This window comes from Moorena sp. SIO3I6 (assembly GCF_010672095.1).
In genome coordinates this window covers 40,493-59,096 of sequence record NZ_JAAHHU010000012.1, presented here as the reverse complement: position 1 = coordinate 59,096, position 18,604 = coordinate 40,493, and the positions used below count along the sequence as shown (strand labels likewise).

Below are 18,604 nucleotides of genomic sequence, written 5' to 3'. Positions count from 1 at the left end.
TTGATGATAGCGGTTTTCAATTTGGTAGGGAATAGGGAATCGGGAATCGGGAATCGGGAATCGGGAATCGGGAATCGGGAATCGGGAATCGGGAATCGGGAATCGGGAATCGGGAATCGGGAATCGGGAATCGGGAATCGGGAATCGGGGAAAAATATTGTCTACCTCATAAGTATGGAAAATGCTATAGTTAATTGAAACTTGAATCTTGAAACTTGAATCTTGTTAATTAACGAATAAGCAATGAGTACTAATATCATGTCAGGATAATTACGCTTAATAAAAATCTCCCCAATCTCCCTATCTCCCCATCTCCCCATCTCCCCATCTCCCCACACTCCCGTTAATTATGGGTATTCAACCGGACTTGATATAACTATCACTTCCGCTTCCAATCCATAATGTTCCAAGTATTGGTATCCCATGGTGTGAAGTCATAACCTTCCAACTGATTGCTAAACCCAGCTACGTCAGCCCGATGGACAATGGGCAAAACTACCACATCATCTTTAACCAGTAAGTCATTCATCTGGATAAAGATTTTCCGACGTTTTTCTGGGTCTAACTCCTTTGTAGACTGCTGCCAAAGCTGATCGTATTTCGGATTACAGTAGCGAGAGTGATTTTGCCCAGACCATTGATTAGCTTTCTGGGAAATTTCATCACAGGTATAGGTTTTCAGATACGCACCAGGGTCAGGACTATCATTCCCTGTGGTGTACATTTGTAGGTCAGCATAAAAGCGTTGATTAGTATCGGTGTTGGCTGGATCACCAGAGAAATAAATACTGGCATCAATACTCTTAAGTTCTACCCCAACTCCAATCGAGGCTAGGGTCTGTTTAACAATTTCCTGGGTCTTCTGGCGGACAGGATTGACCGAAGTCTGAAACAACACGGTCATCTCGACCCCATCCTTATCCCGAATCCCATTACCATTGGTATCTTTCCAGCCTGCTTCCTCCAACAAGGCTACCGCTTTTTTAGGGTTAAATTCATAGGTAGTATTAGGGGAATTATATTGCTCTGGTAACACTAAGAAATTCCCTGTGGCTTTGCCCGTTGGTCCATAAAGCTGTTGAGCAATGGTTTCCCGGTCTAGGGCTAGGTTAAAAGCCTGACGCACCCGCTTGTCTTTGAAAAACGGATGGGGGAATTTGAGACTAGACCGTTCTCCAGACGGAGCTTGTTGATTGGGGTCGGTTTGATTCATTAAAATCCGTTCTACCAACGCCCCAAAGATAGCCACGACTTTACCTTTACCCCCTGCTTCTAGTCGCTTCAACACAGGTGCTTCCACTTGCAGATTGTAAGCATAATCCCCATCACCAGTTTGTAAGACTGCTCTAGCAGCAGAGGTAGCATCACCACCGCCTTTTAATTCTACTCGCTCGAAATAGGGTTTATCCCCTTCTCGGAAGTTAGGGTTTGGCTGATAAACTACGGTATCCCCTGGCTTAAATTCTACGACCTGATAGGGACCGGTTCCTACAGGCATCAAGTTGGCTGGCGCTTGTCGTGCATTGGCACCATTGAAATCTTGATATAAATGGCGTGGCAAAATCATGCCAGCACTACCGGAAAAGACTAAAAACCAAGCTGGATTAACATCCTTGAAGTTGACTTTGACTGTATAGTCGTCGATTGCTTCAACGTTTTTGATAGTTTTATAGGTACTAGCACTAGTCGAGCCTACTGCTGCATTGGTGATGAATTCGTAAGTGAACACCACATCAGCAGCGGTGAAAGGGGTGCCATCGGACCACTTTACATTGCGCTTTAGTTTCCAAGTCACCGACTTACCATCAGCCGCAATTCCACCATTCTCTACCGTAGGGACTTCTGCTGCCAAAAACAGCACCATCTCCCCATTTTTGTCATAACTAGTCAGGGGTTCCAGGGTAATCCGACTGGCTTCGGAATCCTTGTAACCATTGGAAAGATGAGGATTGAGGATAGTGGGTGCTTGCCAGTACAGTAGCTTCAAAGTACTGTCCTGGTTGGACTGTAAAACTCCACTATCAGGAGAATTACAGGCAGTTAAACACAGAAGACTCAATAGAATCAGGATATAGTATCTAGTCAAAAATCGTCCCACCAACTTTTCTCGTTCACATAAATTTGCCGCAATTGTTGCAATTCTGCCTCAAAAAGTACACCTTTGACTAGACCAACCAATTTTCCCCACTGATAAAGATTAAGCTTTGAGGAAGCTTGCTTAAACTGCTGGGCGTAGAATCGGCTCCAAAAACCCAGGGATTGCTTGGATTTGTGCCTTTTCGCCGTTTAAGCCAGCGGTCGTAATCTCCAGTTTTTGGGGGGTCTACCCCTAAAATTGGCGGAAAATCGGCGTAGCTGACAAATTGACTGACACCTTTGGCGTGTACGTAAACAACGTGCTGCCAGCAATCGATGCGATAAATTTCCTCTGGTTGGATATTAAAAAACAAGGCTACCGTATTTTCAGTGACCGAAAATCCTGAGGGCGCAAGCCCCTGAATTCTATTCATGGGGTTAGCCCGAACGGGAATTTATTCCCTAACTGTTCGGGGACTTTTAAATCTAGATTGTAGTCTATAATAGTAAGTAAAGTAAGAACCCAAGGAGGTGATACACGAGTGTTGGTCATGGAGTTCAAGGCTGTTCTCAAAGAGCCTCAAAGGTTGGCAATAAATGAAGCCATTAGAACGGCTCGCTTTGTCCGCAATAAAGTACTTCGGTACTGGATGGACAATCGTGGTACAGGGAAAAAAGAACTCTATCGTTACAACACTCAACTAAGAGACGAATTCAAGTTTGTCAGAGACCTCAACAGTCATGCTTGTCAGGCATCAGTTGAGAATGTAGAACGCGCTATCAAACGTTTCTTTGATAATTGCAAGAATAAAATCCCTGGGAAGAAAGGTTATCCCCGTTTCAAAAAGCATTCTAGGTCAGTCGAATATAAGCAATCTGGATGGAAGTTATCCCCAGATAAGAAGTCTATAAAATTCACAGACAAGAAAGGCATTGGGCAAGTCAAGCTCAAAGGCACCTGGGACTTGTGGTGCTTCGACCAGAAGCTAATTAAGCGAGTTCGGATTGTTCAAAGAGCCGATGGGTACTATGTCCAGTTTTGCGTCAAGGTAGATAACTCAGAACAGCTAGAAGCTACTGGCTTTACTGTGGGGTTAGATGTCGGATTAAAAGAATTTTACACTGATTCTGATGGCTATGCTGAACCTAATCCTAGATTCTATCGCAGTGGAGAGAAACAATTAAAATTTTATCAACGTCGAGTTTCCCGAAAGAAGAAAGGCTCTGCTAACCGGAAGAAAGCTATCAATAAACTAGGTAGACAGCACCTCAAAATAAGTAGGCAGCGTGAAGAACATGCCAAGAGACTGGCACGTTGCGTAATCCAATCTAACGATTTGGTCGCTTATGAAGATTTGAGGGTTAAAAATTTAGTTAAAAATCACTGTCTCGCTAAGTCTATTAATGATGCAGGTTGGTACCAGTTTAGGGAATGGTTGGAATATTTTGGGCAAAAGTTTAGGCGGGTAACTGTTGCAGTGAACCCTGCTTATACAAGCCAAAATTGCTCCAGCTGTGGCAAAGTGGTCAAAAAATCATTATCTACTAGAACCCATGTCTGTGAATGTGGATGTCAGCTAGACAGAGACCACAATGCTGCCAAAAATATTTTAACTAGAGCCTTAAGTACGGTGGGGCACACCGGAACTTTACTTAACGCTTGGGGAGAATTGGCCTCTACTCTTCCTGATTCCGGTCTGGTTGAGCAAGTCAGCTCGTTGAACCAAGAATCCCCCTGATTCTATCAGTGGGGAGTGTCAATATACTTCTATGGATAAATTAGCCAGGACGTTTGATGTAATGGTTCAGGACTTAGTCGAGATTGTAGAAGAGTAAAGGAAACCAGCTAGTGTTGGCAAATGCGTTCCCGTAGCGTGACCTTTCGGGCAAAGCCCAACGCTTCGCGAACGGTCAATCGCATTTTTGATTCACATACATCTCAATAATTCCTTGAAAATTGCTAAATTCTTAAATCTTTCTAAACTTAAGCTATCAGCTATCAGCTATCAGCTATCAGCTATCAGCTATCAGCTATCAGCTATCAGCTATCAGCTATCAGCTATCAGCTATCAGCTATCAGCTATCAGCTGATGCGCAATCGGTGCTTTTGAATAAAATAAGCTGACAGCTGACCACTGACGGCTAACTACTGACGGCTGACCACTGACCGCTGACCACTGACCGCTGACCACTGACCGCTGACCACTGACCGCTGACCACTGACCGCTGAATGCTTAGCCATCTCAAGGATCGGAATTGACGGGATTCTGTTCAAAGGATCGAATTGTCCCAGCACGACAATCCCGCAGCCAAGTCTTAACCGCTTGACCAATAACACCATTAGTACTTTCCCGTGGCGGTGTGGGAAGTTTGCCTTCTGAAACAGAACCAATACGGGAAAAAATCATCACTAAGCGCCAACCATCAGAGCTTTTGGTCAAAAATAGCCAGTGATAATTCTGAAGCTCTACAGCTTTATCCTTGAAATACTTGCGCTCTAGGGTAGTTAGAAAGATTTGTTCAAGTGCTTCGGTATCTGTTGGGTTAGGTACGGTCGTGGATTGAAACGACTTAAGGGGCAGAGGTTCAAACTCTGGCTTTCCTGCCACGATGACATAACTGAAATTGTCCAGAGTCGAGTCTGAGCGCCGCGCTCTCTGAATCACTCGATTGGCATAGCTAGGTAAATCCTTAAGCAATAGGGAGGTTAAGGTTTCCACCTCTACCGAACAGGTTTGATCGGGTGAAGGTTCAAGGTTGGCAGGTCGGAAGAACCTTGAAGGGTTAAGGTTGGGAGGTTGGAGGTTAGTAGATTGTTCGCGTAGCGTGGCCAATAGGCCAAGGTTGGCAGGTTGAAAGTTGATAGGTTGGAGGTGGTTTGGTTGAAAGTTGATAGGTTGAAAGTTGATAGGTTGGAGGTGGTTTGGTTGTTGGGCTTTGGCGTTCGAGTAGGGTAGGTTGAACAGTAGACCTCTTTCAAAAGTAGTTTTCTGATACTGTTCTTGATGCAATAGCGAGTGGGGGTTTCCCCCAAGACCGCGCTGCATTGCTTTTCGTGAATTCTTGTCCACTGTTCCCTGTTCCCTGTTCCCTGTTGCCAACTTCTGAAAGAACGCTAGTTGAAACTGTTCTGGGAAACCTTCCAGGTTCAACTTGCTAAGGTTCAACCCATTAATCTGTAATCCCAAGTAAGCAATGAGAAGTAATCCCATCAGCTGAAAGCTATACACTAGTACCAGCTAATTCCTCACAAATCCTATTCCAGGCAGCCACTGGGTCGTCAGCAGCGGTAATTGGTCGCCCTATGACTAGGTAATCTGCACCAGCTTGTAGAGCAGCTACTGGGGTCATTGCCCGTCGTTGATCACCTTGTTCGGACCATTGGGGGCGTACTCCTGGACAAACCAGGAGAAAATCATCACCACACACTTGTCGTAGCTGTGATACTTCCATGGGGGAGCACACTGCCCCATTCAAACCTGACTCTTGAGCTAGTAGTGCCATTTGTAAGACAAATTCGGGCAACTCGATCGGAATTTTCAGGTCAAAGGCCAAATCCCGGGAATTGAGACTGGTCAGTAGAGTAATACCAATTAACTTCGGGGGGGGACATCCCGCTGCCAAAGCTCCCTCAACTGCCGCTTCAGCCGCTCGTTTAAGAGCATTGCGACCAGCAACGGCATGAATGGTGATTAAGTCCACACCATAGGCGGCTGCAACCCTTGTTGCTCCAGCTACCGTATTGGGGATATCGTGAAATTTAAGATCCAGAAATATCCGCTTTTGCCGATGTTTGAGAGCATGAATAATCTCAGAACCAGTGCTCACAAACAGTTCCAGACCTACTTTCCAAAAGCTAACCTCAGGCAACTGTTCCACTAATGCGATCGCATCTTCCAGGCTCGGCACATCCAAAGGAACAATAATCCGATCTTCAACCATCAACCTCCTAACCTCCTAACCTTCTAACCTACTAACCTTCTAACCTTCTAACCCTGGCCTTTCGGCCACGCGATCGCGTTCAACCTACTAACCTTCTAACCTTCTAACCTTCTAACCTCCTAACCTTCAACCTCCTAACCTTCAACCTCCTAACCTTCAACCTCCTAACCTTCAACCTCCTAACCTCCAGTGATACCTTCAACTCACTAAACGGGCAAACTTCTTTTTCCCCACCTGCAAAACCTTTCCCACCAATTGATCAGGGGAATCAAAGGTCTGGTCAACCGCTGAAATGCGATCGCCATCCAACTTAACACCTCCCCCTTGAATCTGTCGCCTTCCTTCGCCACTACTTTGGCACAAACCCGACTCTTTAAGGATATAGAACAACTTAGCGGGAAACTCCACAGAAGACAATGAAAATTCTGGCACAGAATCCCCCGTACCAGTGGTGCTACCCTTTACTAAGTTCAGTGCTGCTTGCTGAGCTTCTTTTGCCGCTGCTTCACCGTGATATTGGCTCACAATAGTCAGAGCCAATTGTTTTTGCTGCTCCCGTGGCTGTGCTGGAAGCTGATCCAATGGCACATTAGTCAACAGCTCAAAATATTGCTTCAACAGATCATCTGGTGTCCCCTCCAGCTTCGAGTACATGGTCAGGGGATCATCTGACAAGCCAACATAATTCCCCAAAGACTTGGACATTTTCTGTATCCCATCCGTCCCAATCAAAATTGGCAGCAGTAAGCCGAACTGGGGAGATTGCCCAAAATGCCGTTGTAAATCCCGTCCCAAGGCAATATTAAACTTTTGGTCAGTTCCCCCTAACTCCACATCAGCCTTAACTGCCACAGAATCATAGCCCTGCATCAATGGGTAGAGAAACTCATGGAGGAAAATAGGATTTTGTTGTTGATAGCGTTCAGCAAACCCTTCCTTAGCCAGCATTTGCCCTACGGTCATAGTGGCTAACAACTTGGCATTGTTAACTGACTGTGTCCTACATCTTAAGTGTACTCTAGCGCTAGCAAAATGTCAATGTCGGTTTTATACAGTTAAATACTGTTTTATACCTATTTATTGGGGTTTAGTTGCGGGACTATATAAAAGCCTGGTTTTAAGCCATAGCTGGATAAAGCATCACCCCTAGAGACACCACACCAGCAATGATCATGAGTCCAGCTGGCATAAACTTGCGAGTTTTAGCGAGCCGGATGGCAAACACAATCACCAGTGCAGCTGCTACGGCTATCCCTAAAGTTTGTGCCCAGGGTTGTCCTTGAAGCTGCATTATTCCAGCAAATATTAGCAATAAACCGCTGATTATACCAGAAATGAGAGATATTTTGCTTTTGGCTTTAGCATAGCCCATGATTCCCCCGATCAGGGCTAAGATTCCGTATAAGAGTACTGCTGCAATACTTAGATTCATCGTTAAATTTTTTGTCAAACTGAACTAAGTTATACCTCTAGCTCGATACCTCTATGGTCAGTTCAGCAGAAAACTTAACATTAGGGAGTAGGGAGTAGGGAGTAGGGAGTAGGGAGTAGGGAGTAGGGGTAACTAGTTGAATGTACCTTATAAATATGGTAAACCCTATAACGGCTATAGCAATTATCATACTCATCAGGTACACAGGATTTTTGTTCACTCCCCCCCCTCCCTGGCTCCGGGTCTCCAACTCCACAAATATTACACCTACTCCCTACTCCCTGCTCCCTGCTCCCTAAAACCCAAGGATTTGTACCTCACCCAATTGATAACTGCTATTATCAAAATAAGAAGTAACGCTGTGCCATGGGTAAAACCGTTGCGGGCTCGCATGTTAATAATTCCCCATCAGCTCTGACTTCATAGGTTTCTGGATTGACCTCAATCTGTGGCAAGGCATCGTTGAGTTTCATGTCGGTCTTGCTCAAGTTTCGGGTGTTGGAAACGGCAACAGCAGATTTTTGTAAGCCAATTTGAGCTGGGATGTCTTGGTCTAAGGCAGCTTGGGAGACAAAGGTAACGGATGTGGCTGCGATCGCACCACCAAAACTACCAAACATCGGACGCATATGAATCGGCTGGGGTGTGGGAATACTAGCATTGGCATCACCCATTTGGGACCATGCGATCGCACCACCTTTAATCACTATCTCTGGCTTGACTCCAAACATGGCTGGACGCCACAGACACAAATCGGCTAGCTTCCCTTCTGCGATGGAACCAACATAATTAGCAATTCCGTGAGCGATCGCAGGATTAATCGTATACTTGGCAACGTAACGCTTGGCTCGGAAATTGTCATTTTCCCCAGTTTCCCCAGTAGTGGTGGATAACATTCCCCGTTGCACTTTCATTTTGTGGGCTGTCTGCCAGGTACGGATAATCACTTCACCCACCCGTCCCATGGCTTGAGAATCAGAGGCAATCATACTAAAAGCCCCTAAATCATGAAGGATATCCTCAGCAGCAATAGTTTCCCGACGAATCCGGGACTCAGCGAAGGCCACATCTTCAGGAATGCCCCGGTCTAGGTGATGGCACACCATGAGCATATCGAGATGTTCTTCTAGGGTATTAAGGGTATAGGGACGGGTAGGATTGGTAGAAGAGGGCAATACATTAGCTTCACTACACACTTTAATAATATCTGGAGCATGACCTCCCCCTGCTCCTTCGGTGTGGTAGGTGTGAATGACTCGGTTTTTGAAGGCAGCAATGGTATTTTCCACAAACCCGGCTTCATTTAGGGTATCGGTATGAATTGCCACCTGGACATCAAACTGATCCGCCACACTTAAACAGGTATCAATAGCGGCTGGAGTAGTCCCCCAGTCTTCGTGCAGCTTCAATCCCATCGCACCTGCTATCACTTGTTCCTGTAATCCCTCGGGTTTGGCACTATTGCCTTTACCTAAAAACCCTAGATTCACAGGAAATGCATCCGCAGCTTGCAGCATCCGGTGAATATTCCAAGCACCAGGAGTACAGGTTGTGGCGTTAGTGCCAGTGGCTGGACCTGTACCACCGCCGATCATAGTAGTGATACCAGATGCGATCGCAGTTTCAATCTGTTGGGGACAAATAAAGTGAATGTGAGCATCAATCCCCCCAGCCGTGACAATCATTCCTTCCCCAGCAACTGCTTCGGTGCTAGGACCAATAATAATAGTGACATTGTCTTGGATGTAGGGATTTCCGGCTTTGCCAATGTTGACTATTTTGCCATCTTTAATACCAATATCGGCTTTAACAATACCCCACCAATCCAGGATGAGGGCATTAGTGATCACCAAATCCACAGCACCCTCAGCGCGGGAGATGGGGGATTGTCCCATTCCATCTCTAATCACTTTACCACCACCGAATTTAACTTCATCACCATAGGTGGTGTAGTCCTGTTCCACTTCGATCACTAGTTCTGTATCAGCCAAGCGGATGCGATCGCCTACGGTAGGACCATAAGTTTCGGCGTAGGCACGACGATCCATACGATAACTCATCAATAACTCCTTGATTGAGGGTAATAGGTAATGGGTAATGGGTAATGGGTAATGGGTAATTTTATCCCCTTGGCCAAACTCTCGGATTACCTGTGGGTAGGGCTTGCTTTAGAAAAAAATAGTAGTTATATATCAAGTTGAGCTATCAAGTTGACCATTAATTTTGCCATTGAAGCCGTAGACCTGACGACTACCGACAAGAGTGACTAATTCCACCTCTCGTTCGTCTCCCGGTTCAAAGCGGATAGCGGTGCCAGCTGGAATATTTAAGCGCATGCCTTTAGTGGCTTCCCGGTCAAATTGGAGAGCTTCGTTGACTTCAAAGAAGTGAAAGTGAGACCCTACTTGAATAGGGCGATCGCCTGTATTCGCTACCCGTACTCTGATGGTTGCACGACCAGCATTGAGTTCTATTTCCCCTGTTTGGGGAATGATTTCGCCTGGAATCACTAACTAACTCCTTAAACCCTGACTAGCTTTTTATTATCTCGTGAATTAGTTGATTATCTCGTAAATTCGATTTTTTTTGTAGCCTTAACTGACACACTGAAGCAGGGCAAACGCATCTACCTCTCTTCTGTCACTCAGGGAGTTGTAAAATGAAGAGCAAACCTATTAAACCCGTCAGTCGAGTATGGTAGAGGCGAGACAGGCTGCTTCCACAGTGAGAAAAGTAGATACATACTGTGAACTGTACAAAAACTTATTTGTAGAAGTAAGAGCCTAGGAGTACTTTAAATACATTCATTTGGGACGTGCTTAGTGACTTTGAAATAGTTGACCAGAGATAGGTAAGGTAGTAGGGTTAGAAAATGCACAAGGATTACACCATTGTCTTGATGCAAAGCGCGAGTGGGGGAAACCACGGCAGACGAAACGAAGCGAGAGGGTCGCCTTATTCAAAAATATTTAACCCTTTTCTGCATAACCTGCTGACTATAAAGGCGACCCTCTCTTACGGTAACTATCGCCAAAGGCGCGCTTGGCCGTAGGCCACGCCAAAGGCGAACGCGAACAAACCACTCGCCCTTTGCATCAAGACAGAGAAGTTATTTAGGGAAAGAGAGGATTAAGACAATATTGGGAGAGCACAACGGATAAAGAGAGAATACCAGCCGATTCAACTTGGTTTGTCATGACGAAAATTCCCAAAATAACCTATGACAAATTTGGCAAAATATATCAAATAAGAGCTTGGGTGGAATATGGATTTAAACAAACTAAAAGTGAATTAGTTTGGGCAGATTTACCCGTAAATAATTCTGGTTAAACCGTTTTTTTATTCTTGATAAACTTCCATATTTATTACTTATTTAATTCGGAGAGTGACAGAAGAGGAATATATTAACTGCTTGTCCAGGATAAAGCTATATCGTTAGCCGACTGCTAATAGTTGACTGTTTAGATCAGATCAAGTCTGCTGGCGTCGTTCGTTTATAGTCTTAGTTTTTTGGTCAAAAGTCCGTTGTCATTTGTTATTGGTATTGAGAGTCCATAGCCTCAACACCTGCAGAAGACTCTTGTGTTATACAATACCAATGCGCTTCGGACTTGATATCATGCAAAACTTTCTTGTCGCCATTGATTTTTCCGAGATCAAGCCAGTAGTGATTGCCCAAGCCGAAATACTTAATCCTTAATCCTTCATAATAAAATTAATGCATCCAGTTGATTACATCATTGTTACTATTTACCTGATTTGTATAGTCCTTTTTGGGGTTATTCTTCAACGGAAAGCATCTGAGGGTATAGAATCCTACTTTTTGGGAAATCGCAATCTGCCCTGGTGGGTTTTGGGGGCTTCTGGAATGGCCTCCAATACTGATTTGGCTGGGACGATGGTGATCAGCGCCTTAATTTATGCTCTGGGAACGAAGGGATTTTTCATCGAAATCCGGGGTGGCGTTGTCTTAATTATGGCTATTTTTATGATATTCATGGGCAAGTGGAACCGACGGGCAAAGGTGATGACTTTGGCGGAATGGATGCACTTGCGCTTCGGCTCAGGACGGGAAGGCAATACGGCTCGGATCATAAGTGCTGTTGCTAATATTATCTTTGCTATTGGCTCAATGAGTTACTTTTCGGTTGGGGGGGGCAAATTCTTGGGGGAATTTCTGGGTATTGATGACCGCTATGCTTCGATATTTTTGATTTTGCTCGCCCTGGTATACACGGCTGTTAGCGGTTTTTACGGCGTGGTATGGACGGATGTATTTCAAGGTATTTTGATTTTTATTGCGATTATCTATATTTGTGCGATCGCATTCTCTACGGCAACTATCCCGGATACCTTCTCGGTCTCGATTCCTGGGGCTGAGCAATTGCAAACTTGGAATTTCGCGGAGTGGAGCAGTATCTCACCTCCAATCGCAGTTGAGCTACCGGGAGACTATGCCATCTTCAATTTGTTCGGTGGGGTGATTTTATTCTATCTGTTCAAAGAAATTATGGTAGGGTTTGGCGGCGGGGGTGGCTATATGATTCAACGCTATTTTGCCGCAAAAAGCGATCGCGAAGCTGGGTTACTGTCCCTATTTTGGATAATCTTGCTTTCTTTCCGTTGGCCCTTGGTTACAGCCTTTGCCGTATTGGGTATCCATTACGGAACCACTAAGGCGGTAATTGCTGACCCTGAACTTATCTTACCAACGGTGATCGCAGAATATGTGCCAGTGGGGATAAAAGGGTTGCTGATAGCTTGTTTTATTGCAGCAGCTATGTCTACCTTTGACTCAATCATCAATGCTAGTGCTGCTTACTGGGTTAAGGATATTTATCAAGCTTATATCAATCCCCAAGCCTCTAGCCAACAACTAATTATTCAAAGCCGCTGGGCATCAATTGTAATTGTAGTGGTGGGATTGCTATTTAGTTTCAATATCACCAATATCAATGACATTTGGGGATGGCTAACCCTGGGACTAGGTGCTGGACTGTCTATTCCTTTGGTGTTGAGATGGTACTGGTGGCGCTTTAATGGCTATGGATTTGCCCTTGGGACGGTGGCGGGGATGGTAGCGGCTATTTTAACCAAGGCAATAGTAATACCCAATTTAAATTACGCTCAATTTCAGGAATATGCTCTGTTTCTAATTCCCAGCATTTGCTCATTACTAGGATGTATCCTAGGGACATTTTTAACTGAGCCAACTGACCGGGAGGTGATGGATAATTTCTATCGAGTCACTCGACCGTTTGGATTTTGGGGAGTAATCCGTCAAAACCTCCCAGCTAATAGTCAGGCAAAAATCAGGAACGAAAATCGGCGGGATATTCTATCTACATTGATCGGAATTCCTTGGCAGATAGTGTTGTTTTTAATGGGAATCATGTTAATGATGAAACGTTGGTATAATTTTGGTATCCTGTTGTTTTTATTTATTATCCTATCTATTTGTTTGTACTTTAATTGGTTTAGACACCTGTCAAAAGAGGTGAGACTAGATTAAGTTTTAAAGTATAGCAAAGGGAATAGGGAATCGGGAATCGGGAATCGGGAATCGGGAATCGGGAATCGGGAATCGGGAATCGGGAACAGGGAAAAGTAGGAAAGACCGCGCTGCATCACTACTCCCTACTCCCTACTCCCTACTCCCTACTCCCTATTCCCTCAAACCCCCCGATTACCGATTACCGAAACAACTGGACAGGATATCAGAGGACAAAGAAAAGTCCAAATCCCAAAATAATTGCTCCAACTGCAACAGTCAATGACCAGAAACGATGGTAACTGTTGACAGTGGCGCTATTGCTTTCCAAGTGGATCAAGTCTAGCCAAGGGGCAATTCCTCTGCGGAACCAGCCAACTACATTGACTTGGGAGCCAATTAAGTTCTGCACCTTACTGCTACCAAAGAGGAAGTTACCGATTGGACCAAAGCGAGAAGCATAGCGCGTATAAATCATCCCACTGGGGTCTTGAAGCTTGAGATCGGAACCAAATTTATAGCCAGCATCGCCGCGACCAATTAACTCACCTTGGAGTTTCACGGGACGACCACGCAAAGGACTGGCGTACGGGTCACACATTAAGGTGAAGATATCCGATCGAGACGATTGCTTGAAATCTGGGTACATCACTAGGGTCTTAATCAAGGTTCCCACAGCAAAGCCAAAAAGCATAAAGCTGGGCAATACTGTTACCTGAGCAGTCAGGCTAAAGACGATAGAACCAATAATTAAACCAGTAATACTACCAATGAATTGAGCATTGAACAATACGATATCCACGGCAAAATTACCATAGAGCTTTTTCTTACTGAGCTGATTGCCTTCTCGGACGACAGTAGCCATATCAAATTCAGTCTCTAAGTCCATTTGCTCAGCATAAGTAGGTGAACTACCCCGACCTACTACGTTGTTCGCGTTCGCGCAGCGGAGGCCGTAGGCCACGCTTCGCGAACGGCTTTGCCGAAAGCGTGGCCTACGGCCAGGTCGGGGCTTCCAGTTTCACGGAAGAATGCCTTAACTTGGACGGGCGTCCACGTCTTGGTCTTGCTTCTTCTCCACTGGCGTTGACCTCCTCCGTCCCAGAGGAGGCTAGCATTCTGATGCCTTCTGCCCTAATATTCTTTGCCGCATTACCATCTCTATCGTGATGAGTTCCACAATTTGGACAAGTCCAAGTCCTGATATCCAGTGGCAACTTTTTGATTCGGTAATGACAATTAGAGCAGGTTTTGGAACTAGGGAACCATCGACTTATTTCGACCAACACTTTCCCCTCTTTCTCGCACTTATAAGAAAGAAAATTCACAAAAGTTCCCCAACCTAGATCAGATATTGCTTTAGCTAATTTATGGTTACGTTCGCGAAGCGTGCGCGTAGCGCACAGCATGCCCTTGACATTTAGGTTTTCGACTACCACTACTTGGTTGTTGTCAACTATCTTCCTAGATAGCTTATGGAGGTAGTCTTGGCGGACATTTCCAATCTGTTCGTATACCTTAGCTACAATCTTTTTGGCTTTTTTGCGCCCATTACTGCCTTTTTTCTTTCGGGCAGCAATACGTTGCTTTTTGGCCAGTTTATTTTCGTACTTAGCTAAGTGCCTTGGATTCCTAAACTTGGAAATCTTTTCGCCATCGTAGGTAATAGCAAAATCCTTAATGCCCAAATCAATTCCGATAAACTTTCCCTTTGTGGAAGGCTGTAAATAATCCGAATCATATTCCATCAACACAGAAGCATAGTACTTCCCAGAGGGGGTTTTACTGACGGTTACAGTTTTGATTTCTCCATCTAGTGGTCGGTGAATTATTGCCTTGACAAATCCTAATTTCCCAGGAAATTTAAGGCAGTCATCAACTTGTTTTACGTTCTGGGGATACTGAATCGATTGGCGCTGATGATATGATTTGAACCTAGGATATTCAGCCCTAGCCTGGCCGTAGGCCACGCTACGCGAACAAAGAAATTTTGATAGGCACGACTAAGATTGAGGCTCACAGATTGTAAAACCTGAGAATAACATTCTTTTAGCCATTCAGTCTCTTTTTGTTTTTTGAGTTTTGGTAGCATAGAGTTGAGTGCAGATTGTTTTAGCCCTTTGCCAGTTTCTTTATAGGTTTCTATACACTGATTTAGCGCATAATTCCACCACCAACGAGCACACCCAAAATGTTGGGCAAGGATTTGAACCTGTTCTTGGGTGGGATAGATTCTGACTTTGACGGCTCTATGTTTCATTACACTCAACCTCTTTATCGACCTTAATTACTATTATATATATTTTCTATTAAGGAGTCAAGGTATAAAGTCAAATCCCTGGCTCGCTATCCATCCCCAACCTACAACGCACGAGGTTGGGGAATTTCGCGAGTTTTGTTAAAGCGCGGACTCGTTTACCGGTTAGGGGATGAGTAGAATTCAACTCCATCCACCAACCCCAGGGGTTAAAGATATCCCATAGAAAAACTCGTCCAACTTTCTGGGAGTCTGAGGCGATACGATAGGCGGTACCAGTGGAAGCAGCAGCTTTGTGGTCGCAAATACCGAGGGCGCGGGTTCCTTCAATCAATTTACTGGGTTCTTTTGCTCGTTCCCCTTCTTCCACGATACCGTAGGCAATCTTCACCAAAGCTCGTGATAGAGCATTTGGGTTACCGGTAGTTTCAGCAGCAAAGTGATCAGCATAGTACTCTCGGGTTCGGGATAGGTACAGCACCAGGTAAGTGCCGATGATGTAAAACACATAAGCTACCATTGCTGCTGTTTGAGCAGCATCTTTGCCTTTACTGTTACCACCGCCGCGACTGATCCGTCTAGCGAAAGAATAGATCAGGTAGGTGATTTGTACCAAAGTCGCCGCTAAGGTCATTACGGCAAAGTCCCAGTGGACAATATGCCCTAATTCATGGGCATAAACTGTGGCGATTTCATCATCATCAAGGTAAGTAAATAAACCCTGACTAACGACTAAACGAGCGCTGTTTGGTAAAGAACCATAGGTAAACGCGGTGGGATTTTGGTCGTCAATGATACCCAATCGAGGTTGTTTGATATTTTTTTCTTGACAGACCCGCTCAATCACCTCTGCGCTTTCAGGACTATAGCGCTGGATATCTGCTAGGGTTACCCAACGGGTTTGGTAAAGCCACCGTTGGGTTAAGTCCATGATCCAGGGAGAGATGAAAAAGGCAGCAACATTAAAAATTAGGGTGATGGCAACTGAGATGATTAACCCAGTAACAGGATTGTTACTATTTAGGATTAGCAGCAAACTCAGAGATAAGACTAATACCATCCCAAATAGTAAAGAGATGGTAACACCAGAGGCAAGGGCAAGATTACCGGCAATGCCTTTCATGGCTAACCTGATTCCAGTTTGCGCCACTCTTCCGGCTTTGTGACGGGATTTTGACATGGCTTTAGCTATTGTTTTTGTTAGGGTTGTTTTTGTTGACTTTGAGGTGAGGGTGGTCAGACATTTTTTTGCCCAATTGCTGACCTGGGAATTTGGGTGATTTTCTAACTTCCGACAGAGGGCGATCGCTTTTTTGTTCTCACCATTGCCGCTATAGGCTTTCACCAGAGCTGCTTGGGCTTGACTATACTCTTGAGAATGGTGATCGCGAGAATGTTGGCAATAGTGGCAATAGTCTTCTAGCCATTGCACCGCCTCTGCATAACGTTTTTGTTTGAGAGCATTTAATCCATTTTATAGTGACATCGGCGTCTTCTCATCATCTCCTAGTTCAGTCTGGCCCTACACTTCTATGAACTGTTATATGAACTGTCATTGAAGGTAGTCTGGTCTTGGTTGGGCTTATATAAACTATTCCCATCTAAGGACAGAGTTTCCTGATTTAGACGGATTTCGGAAATATAAATTTACTAGAGTTAAGGGAAAATGAGACGACAATAAATAGCGATCGCATTTCCCCATCACAGCAGTAACCTATACTAAGTAATCAGGAGTAGCTAATCAAGTTATGAAATGTTTTACATAACTTAATATTTTAGGGGCATACTTGAAGGGCGATTACTCTATAGCTTTTGTGATCTGCTGCTGTTGCAAATTGCCATGAACGGCTAGCCAAATGCAGGGTGGCTCAGCACTGGTATATTCCACTCGATGCTTTTGATGAGCTTTAATAAATAGATAATCCCCTGGTTTGAGCTTGACACTGGAACCGTCAAGGTAGCTAAGGGTTGCTTGCCCTTGTAACAGGATTACCCATTCGTCTTGGTCTTGGTCATACCACTCTCCGGTTGGTGTGGTTTGTCCAGTGGAGATGATGCGCTCGATTAATAGGCTCTCGGTAGATATCAACGGTTCAAACAGTTCTTCGGTAGGAAGTTCAGGAGGTAAGTTGAAAATGTTAGCTATCTCTTCAGTGTTCATAGATCACCTTATTAATCAAGTTCAATGGAGACAACGACCTGTCCGTGATCAGATTGCCAACTCTCAATTTTCTCGTCACTCAAGGTTTCGTCGATTAGATGATCATTGAAAAGGGAGACATACCCAACTCTGCCAATGCGTTTGGGATTTTGAACCACGAATTCCTGACTGACCAGGATGTGATCTAGGCTCTCGTGGTGGCCATTATGGATGTGGGTGTAGTAGAAGTCACCATAGTTTTGTCGAGCTTGAATGTCTTTGACGTAATACAACAACACATCCCAGATCATCTGCTTTTTCTGAAACCAGAGTTTTCTCAAAGGGGGCTCTCCAGAAACAATTTGAGAAGTTATAGCCACACCACTATCATTGACATCACCCATCACTATTACCGGATGATCCCTGTGCTGTAGCTTATCCATCAAAATTACCCGCAAAGCTGTTGCTTCAGCTGCTCGGAGGATTAGAGATCTCGCTTGTCCTTTGGCTTGTTCAATCGGGTCGTTGCGGTCTACTCCATCTGGGATGATCGGACGCTTGGACTTGAGGTGAATTACAAAAACTGTACAATCAATTGTGTCACTCAGCTTGAGATGTGCTTCTAACACTGGTCGAGAAAAACGCTTGAGTGGGATGTCTGTTCCTTCGATATCCAGGCATGCCGTAGTGGGAAAATCTTTGATGACGTTGTATTCAAGCACTGGAAACCTGGAGGTCAGGGCAACAACTGGACTTTTACCGGTAGGCTTTGCGAACACAGTGGTGGCATTGTCATAAACTTGGCTCTGAGCCAGTGCTTGTTGGAGAGCTTCTTGATGAAATACTTCTTGAAAGCCAACAATGTCAGCTTTCATCTTCCTCAGTTGTTCACCAATCCAGGTGGTCTTAAGAGCGTACTCTGTTTGGGTATATATCTTTTTCCTATAGTATAGGACATCTGGTAGTACTAAGTTGCATAGGTTAAAGGTTCCAACTTTGAAACGGTTTCGATGCATGATTCTTATTTGTGCTTAGAACTATTTCTCTAGCTTGGCATTTCTCCATCTAAAGATGCGGGGATTCTCTGTTCTTGGAGTTGCTCTAACCTCGCAGGCTTAGGCCATTTGTAACAACTTCAACCAAGGGCTTAGATCATGTCAGGATAATTACCCTTAATCAAAATTTCCCCCATCTCCCGATCTCCCGATCTCCCCATCTCCCCATCTCCCGATCTCCCCATCTCCCCATCTCCCCATCTCCCCATCT

Annotated in this window: 15 protein-coding genes and 2 pseudogenes; 3 read left to right on the top strand and 14 right to left on the bottom strand. The window is 44.8% G+C overall.

What is annotated here, in order from left to right:
• Window positions 1-3: 3 nt before the first annotated feature.
• Window positions 4-198 (top strand): hypothetical protein, encoded by a 195-nt coding sequence (locus F6K49_RS07105; RefSeq protein ID WP_293095395.1) that lies wholly within the window; start codon window positions 4-6, stop codon window positions 196-198.
• Window positions 199-379: 181 nt separating this feature from the next.
• Here the strand turns inward: F6K49_RS07105 and F6K49_RS07100 are convergent, their stop codons facing one another.
• Together F6K49_RS07100 and F6K49_RS07095 are read right to left on the bottom strand one after the other, a co-directional pair.
• Window positions 380-2,098, bottom strand: coding sequence for a peptide ABC transporter substrate-binding protein (locus F6K49_RS07100; RefSeq protein WP_293024136.1), 1,719 nt, complete (start codon window positions 2,096-2,098; stop codon window positions 380-382).
• A 67-nt stretch (window positions 2,099-2,165) separates the two neighbouring features.
• A complete protein-coding gene (locus F6K49_RS07095; protein WP_293024134.1) occupies window positions 2,166-2,510 on the bottom strand; it encodes a hypothetical protein in 345 nt (114 codons plus the stop codon).
• Between the two features lie 108 nt (window positions 2,511-2,618).
• Between F6K49_RS07095 and F6K49_RS07090 the strand changes: the two genes are divergently transcribed.
• Entirely contained in the window at window positions 2,619-3,815 is a 1,197-nt protein-coding gene (locus F6K49_RS07090; RefSeq protein ID WP_293024131.1) for a transposase, read from the top strand.
• Between the two features lie 504 nt (window positions 3,816-4,319).
• Here the strand turns inward: F6K49_RS07090 and F6K49_RS07085 are convergent.
• From F6K49_RS07085 to F6K49_RS07055, 7 genes and pseudogenes are all read right to left on the bottom strand, one after another.
• The gene (locus tag F6K49_RS07085) at window positions 4,320-5,288 is read right to left on the bottom strand and encodes a hypothetical protein (RefSeq protein WP_293095392.1); all 969 of its coding nucleotides are present in this window, start codon (window positions 5,286-5,288) and stop codon (window positions 4,320-4,322) included.
• Window positions 5,289-5,298: 10 nt separating this feature from the next.
• Window positions 5,299-6,018 carry an orotidine-5'-phosphate decarboxylase gene (gene pyrF / locus F6K49_RS07080; RefSeq protein ID WP_293024142.1) on the bottom strand — a complete coding sequence of 240 codons (720 nt, stop codon included), beginning with the start codon at window positions 6,016-6,018 and terminating at the stop codon, window positions 5,299-5,301.
• A gap of 198 nt (window positions 6,019-6,216) precedes the next feature.
• Window positions 6,217-6,996, bottom strand: a pseudogene (gene tyrS, locus F6K49_RS07075) (tyrosine--tRNA ligase); the annotation flags it as partial.
• A 139-nt stretch (window positions 6,997-7,135) separates the two neighbouring features.
• A complete protein-coding gene (locus tag F6K49_RS07070; RefSeq protein ID WP_293024780.1) occupies window positions 7,136-7,450 on the bottom strand; it encodes a TMEM14 family protein in 315 nt (104 codons plus the stop codon).
• Between the two features lie 37 nt (window positions 7,451-7,487).
• On the bottom strand, window positions 7,488-7,670 hold the full coding sequence (locus F6K49_RS07065) for a hypothetical protein (RefSeq protein WP_293024765.1): 183 nt from the start codon (window positions 7,668-7,670) through the stop codon (window positions 7,488-7,490).
• A 121-nt stretch (window positions 7,671-7,791) separates the two neighbouring features.
• A complete protein-coding gene (gene ureC / locus F6K49_RS07060; RefSeq protein ID WP_293039903.1) occupies window positions 7,792-9,510 on the bottom strand; it encodes an urease subunit alpha in 1,719 nt (572 codons plus the stop codon).
• Between the two features lie 132 nt (window positions 9,511-9,642).
• Window positions 9,643-9,960 (bottom strand): urease subunit beta, encoded by a 318-nt coding sequence (locus tag F6K49_RS07055; protein WP_293039899.1) that lies wholly within the window; start codon window positions 9,958-9,960, stop codon window positions 9,643-9,645.
• Between the two features lie 1,208 nt (window positions 9,961-11,168).
• On the opposite strand from F6K49_RS07055, the gene F6K49_RS07050 reads away from it, so the two are divergent.
• Window positions 11,169-12,962, top strand: coding sequence for a sodium:solute symporter (locus F6K49_RS07050; RefSeq protein ID WP_293095389.1), 1,794 nt, complete (start codon window positions 11,169-11,171; stop codon window positions 12,960-12,962).
• Between the two features lie 205 nt (window positions 12,963-13,167).
• On the opposite strand, the gene F6K49_RS07045 is transcribed toward F6K49_RS07050, so the two are convergent.
• The 5 genes and pseudogenes from F6K49_RS07045 to F6K49_RS07025 form a co-directional block, all read right to left on the bottom strand.
• Entirely contained in the window at window positions 13,168-13,905 is a 738-nt protein-coding gene (locus F6K49_RS07045; protein WP_293095386.1) for a hypothetical protein, read from the bottom strand.
• 31 nt (window positions 13,906-13,936) lie between these two features.
• A pseudogene (locus tag F6K49_RS07040) lies at window positions 13,937-15,201 on the bottom strand (RNA-guided endonuclease TnpB family protein).
• Window positions 15,202-15,271: 70 nt separating this feature from the next.
• Window positions 15,272-16,630, bottom strand: a complete 1,359-nt coding sequence (locus F6K49_RS07035; RefSeq protein WP_293071960.1) for a zinc metalloprotease HtpX — start codon at window positions 16,628-16,630, stop codon at window positions 15,272-15,274.
• A gap of 366 nt (window positions 16,631-16,996) precedes the next feature.
• Window positions 16,997-17,359: a cupin domain-containing protein gene (locus F6K49_RS07030; RefSeq protein WP_293039886.1), complete on the bottom strand. Its 363-nt coding sequence runs from the start codon at window positions 17,357-17,359 to the stop codon at window positions 16,997-16,999.
• A gap of 11 nt (window positions 17,360-17,370) precedes the next feature.
• On the bottom strand, window positions 17,371-18,354 hold the full coding sequence (locus F6K49_RS07025; RefSeq protein WP_293095382.1) for an endonuclease/exonuclease/phosphatase family protein: 984 nt from the start codon (window positions 18,352-18,354) through the stop codon (window positions 17,371-17,373).
• Window positions 18,355-18,604: the final 250 nt, after the last annotated feature.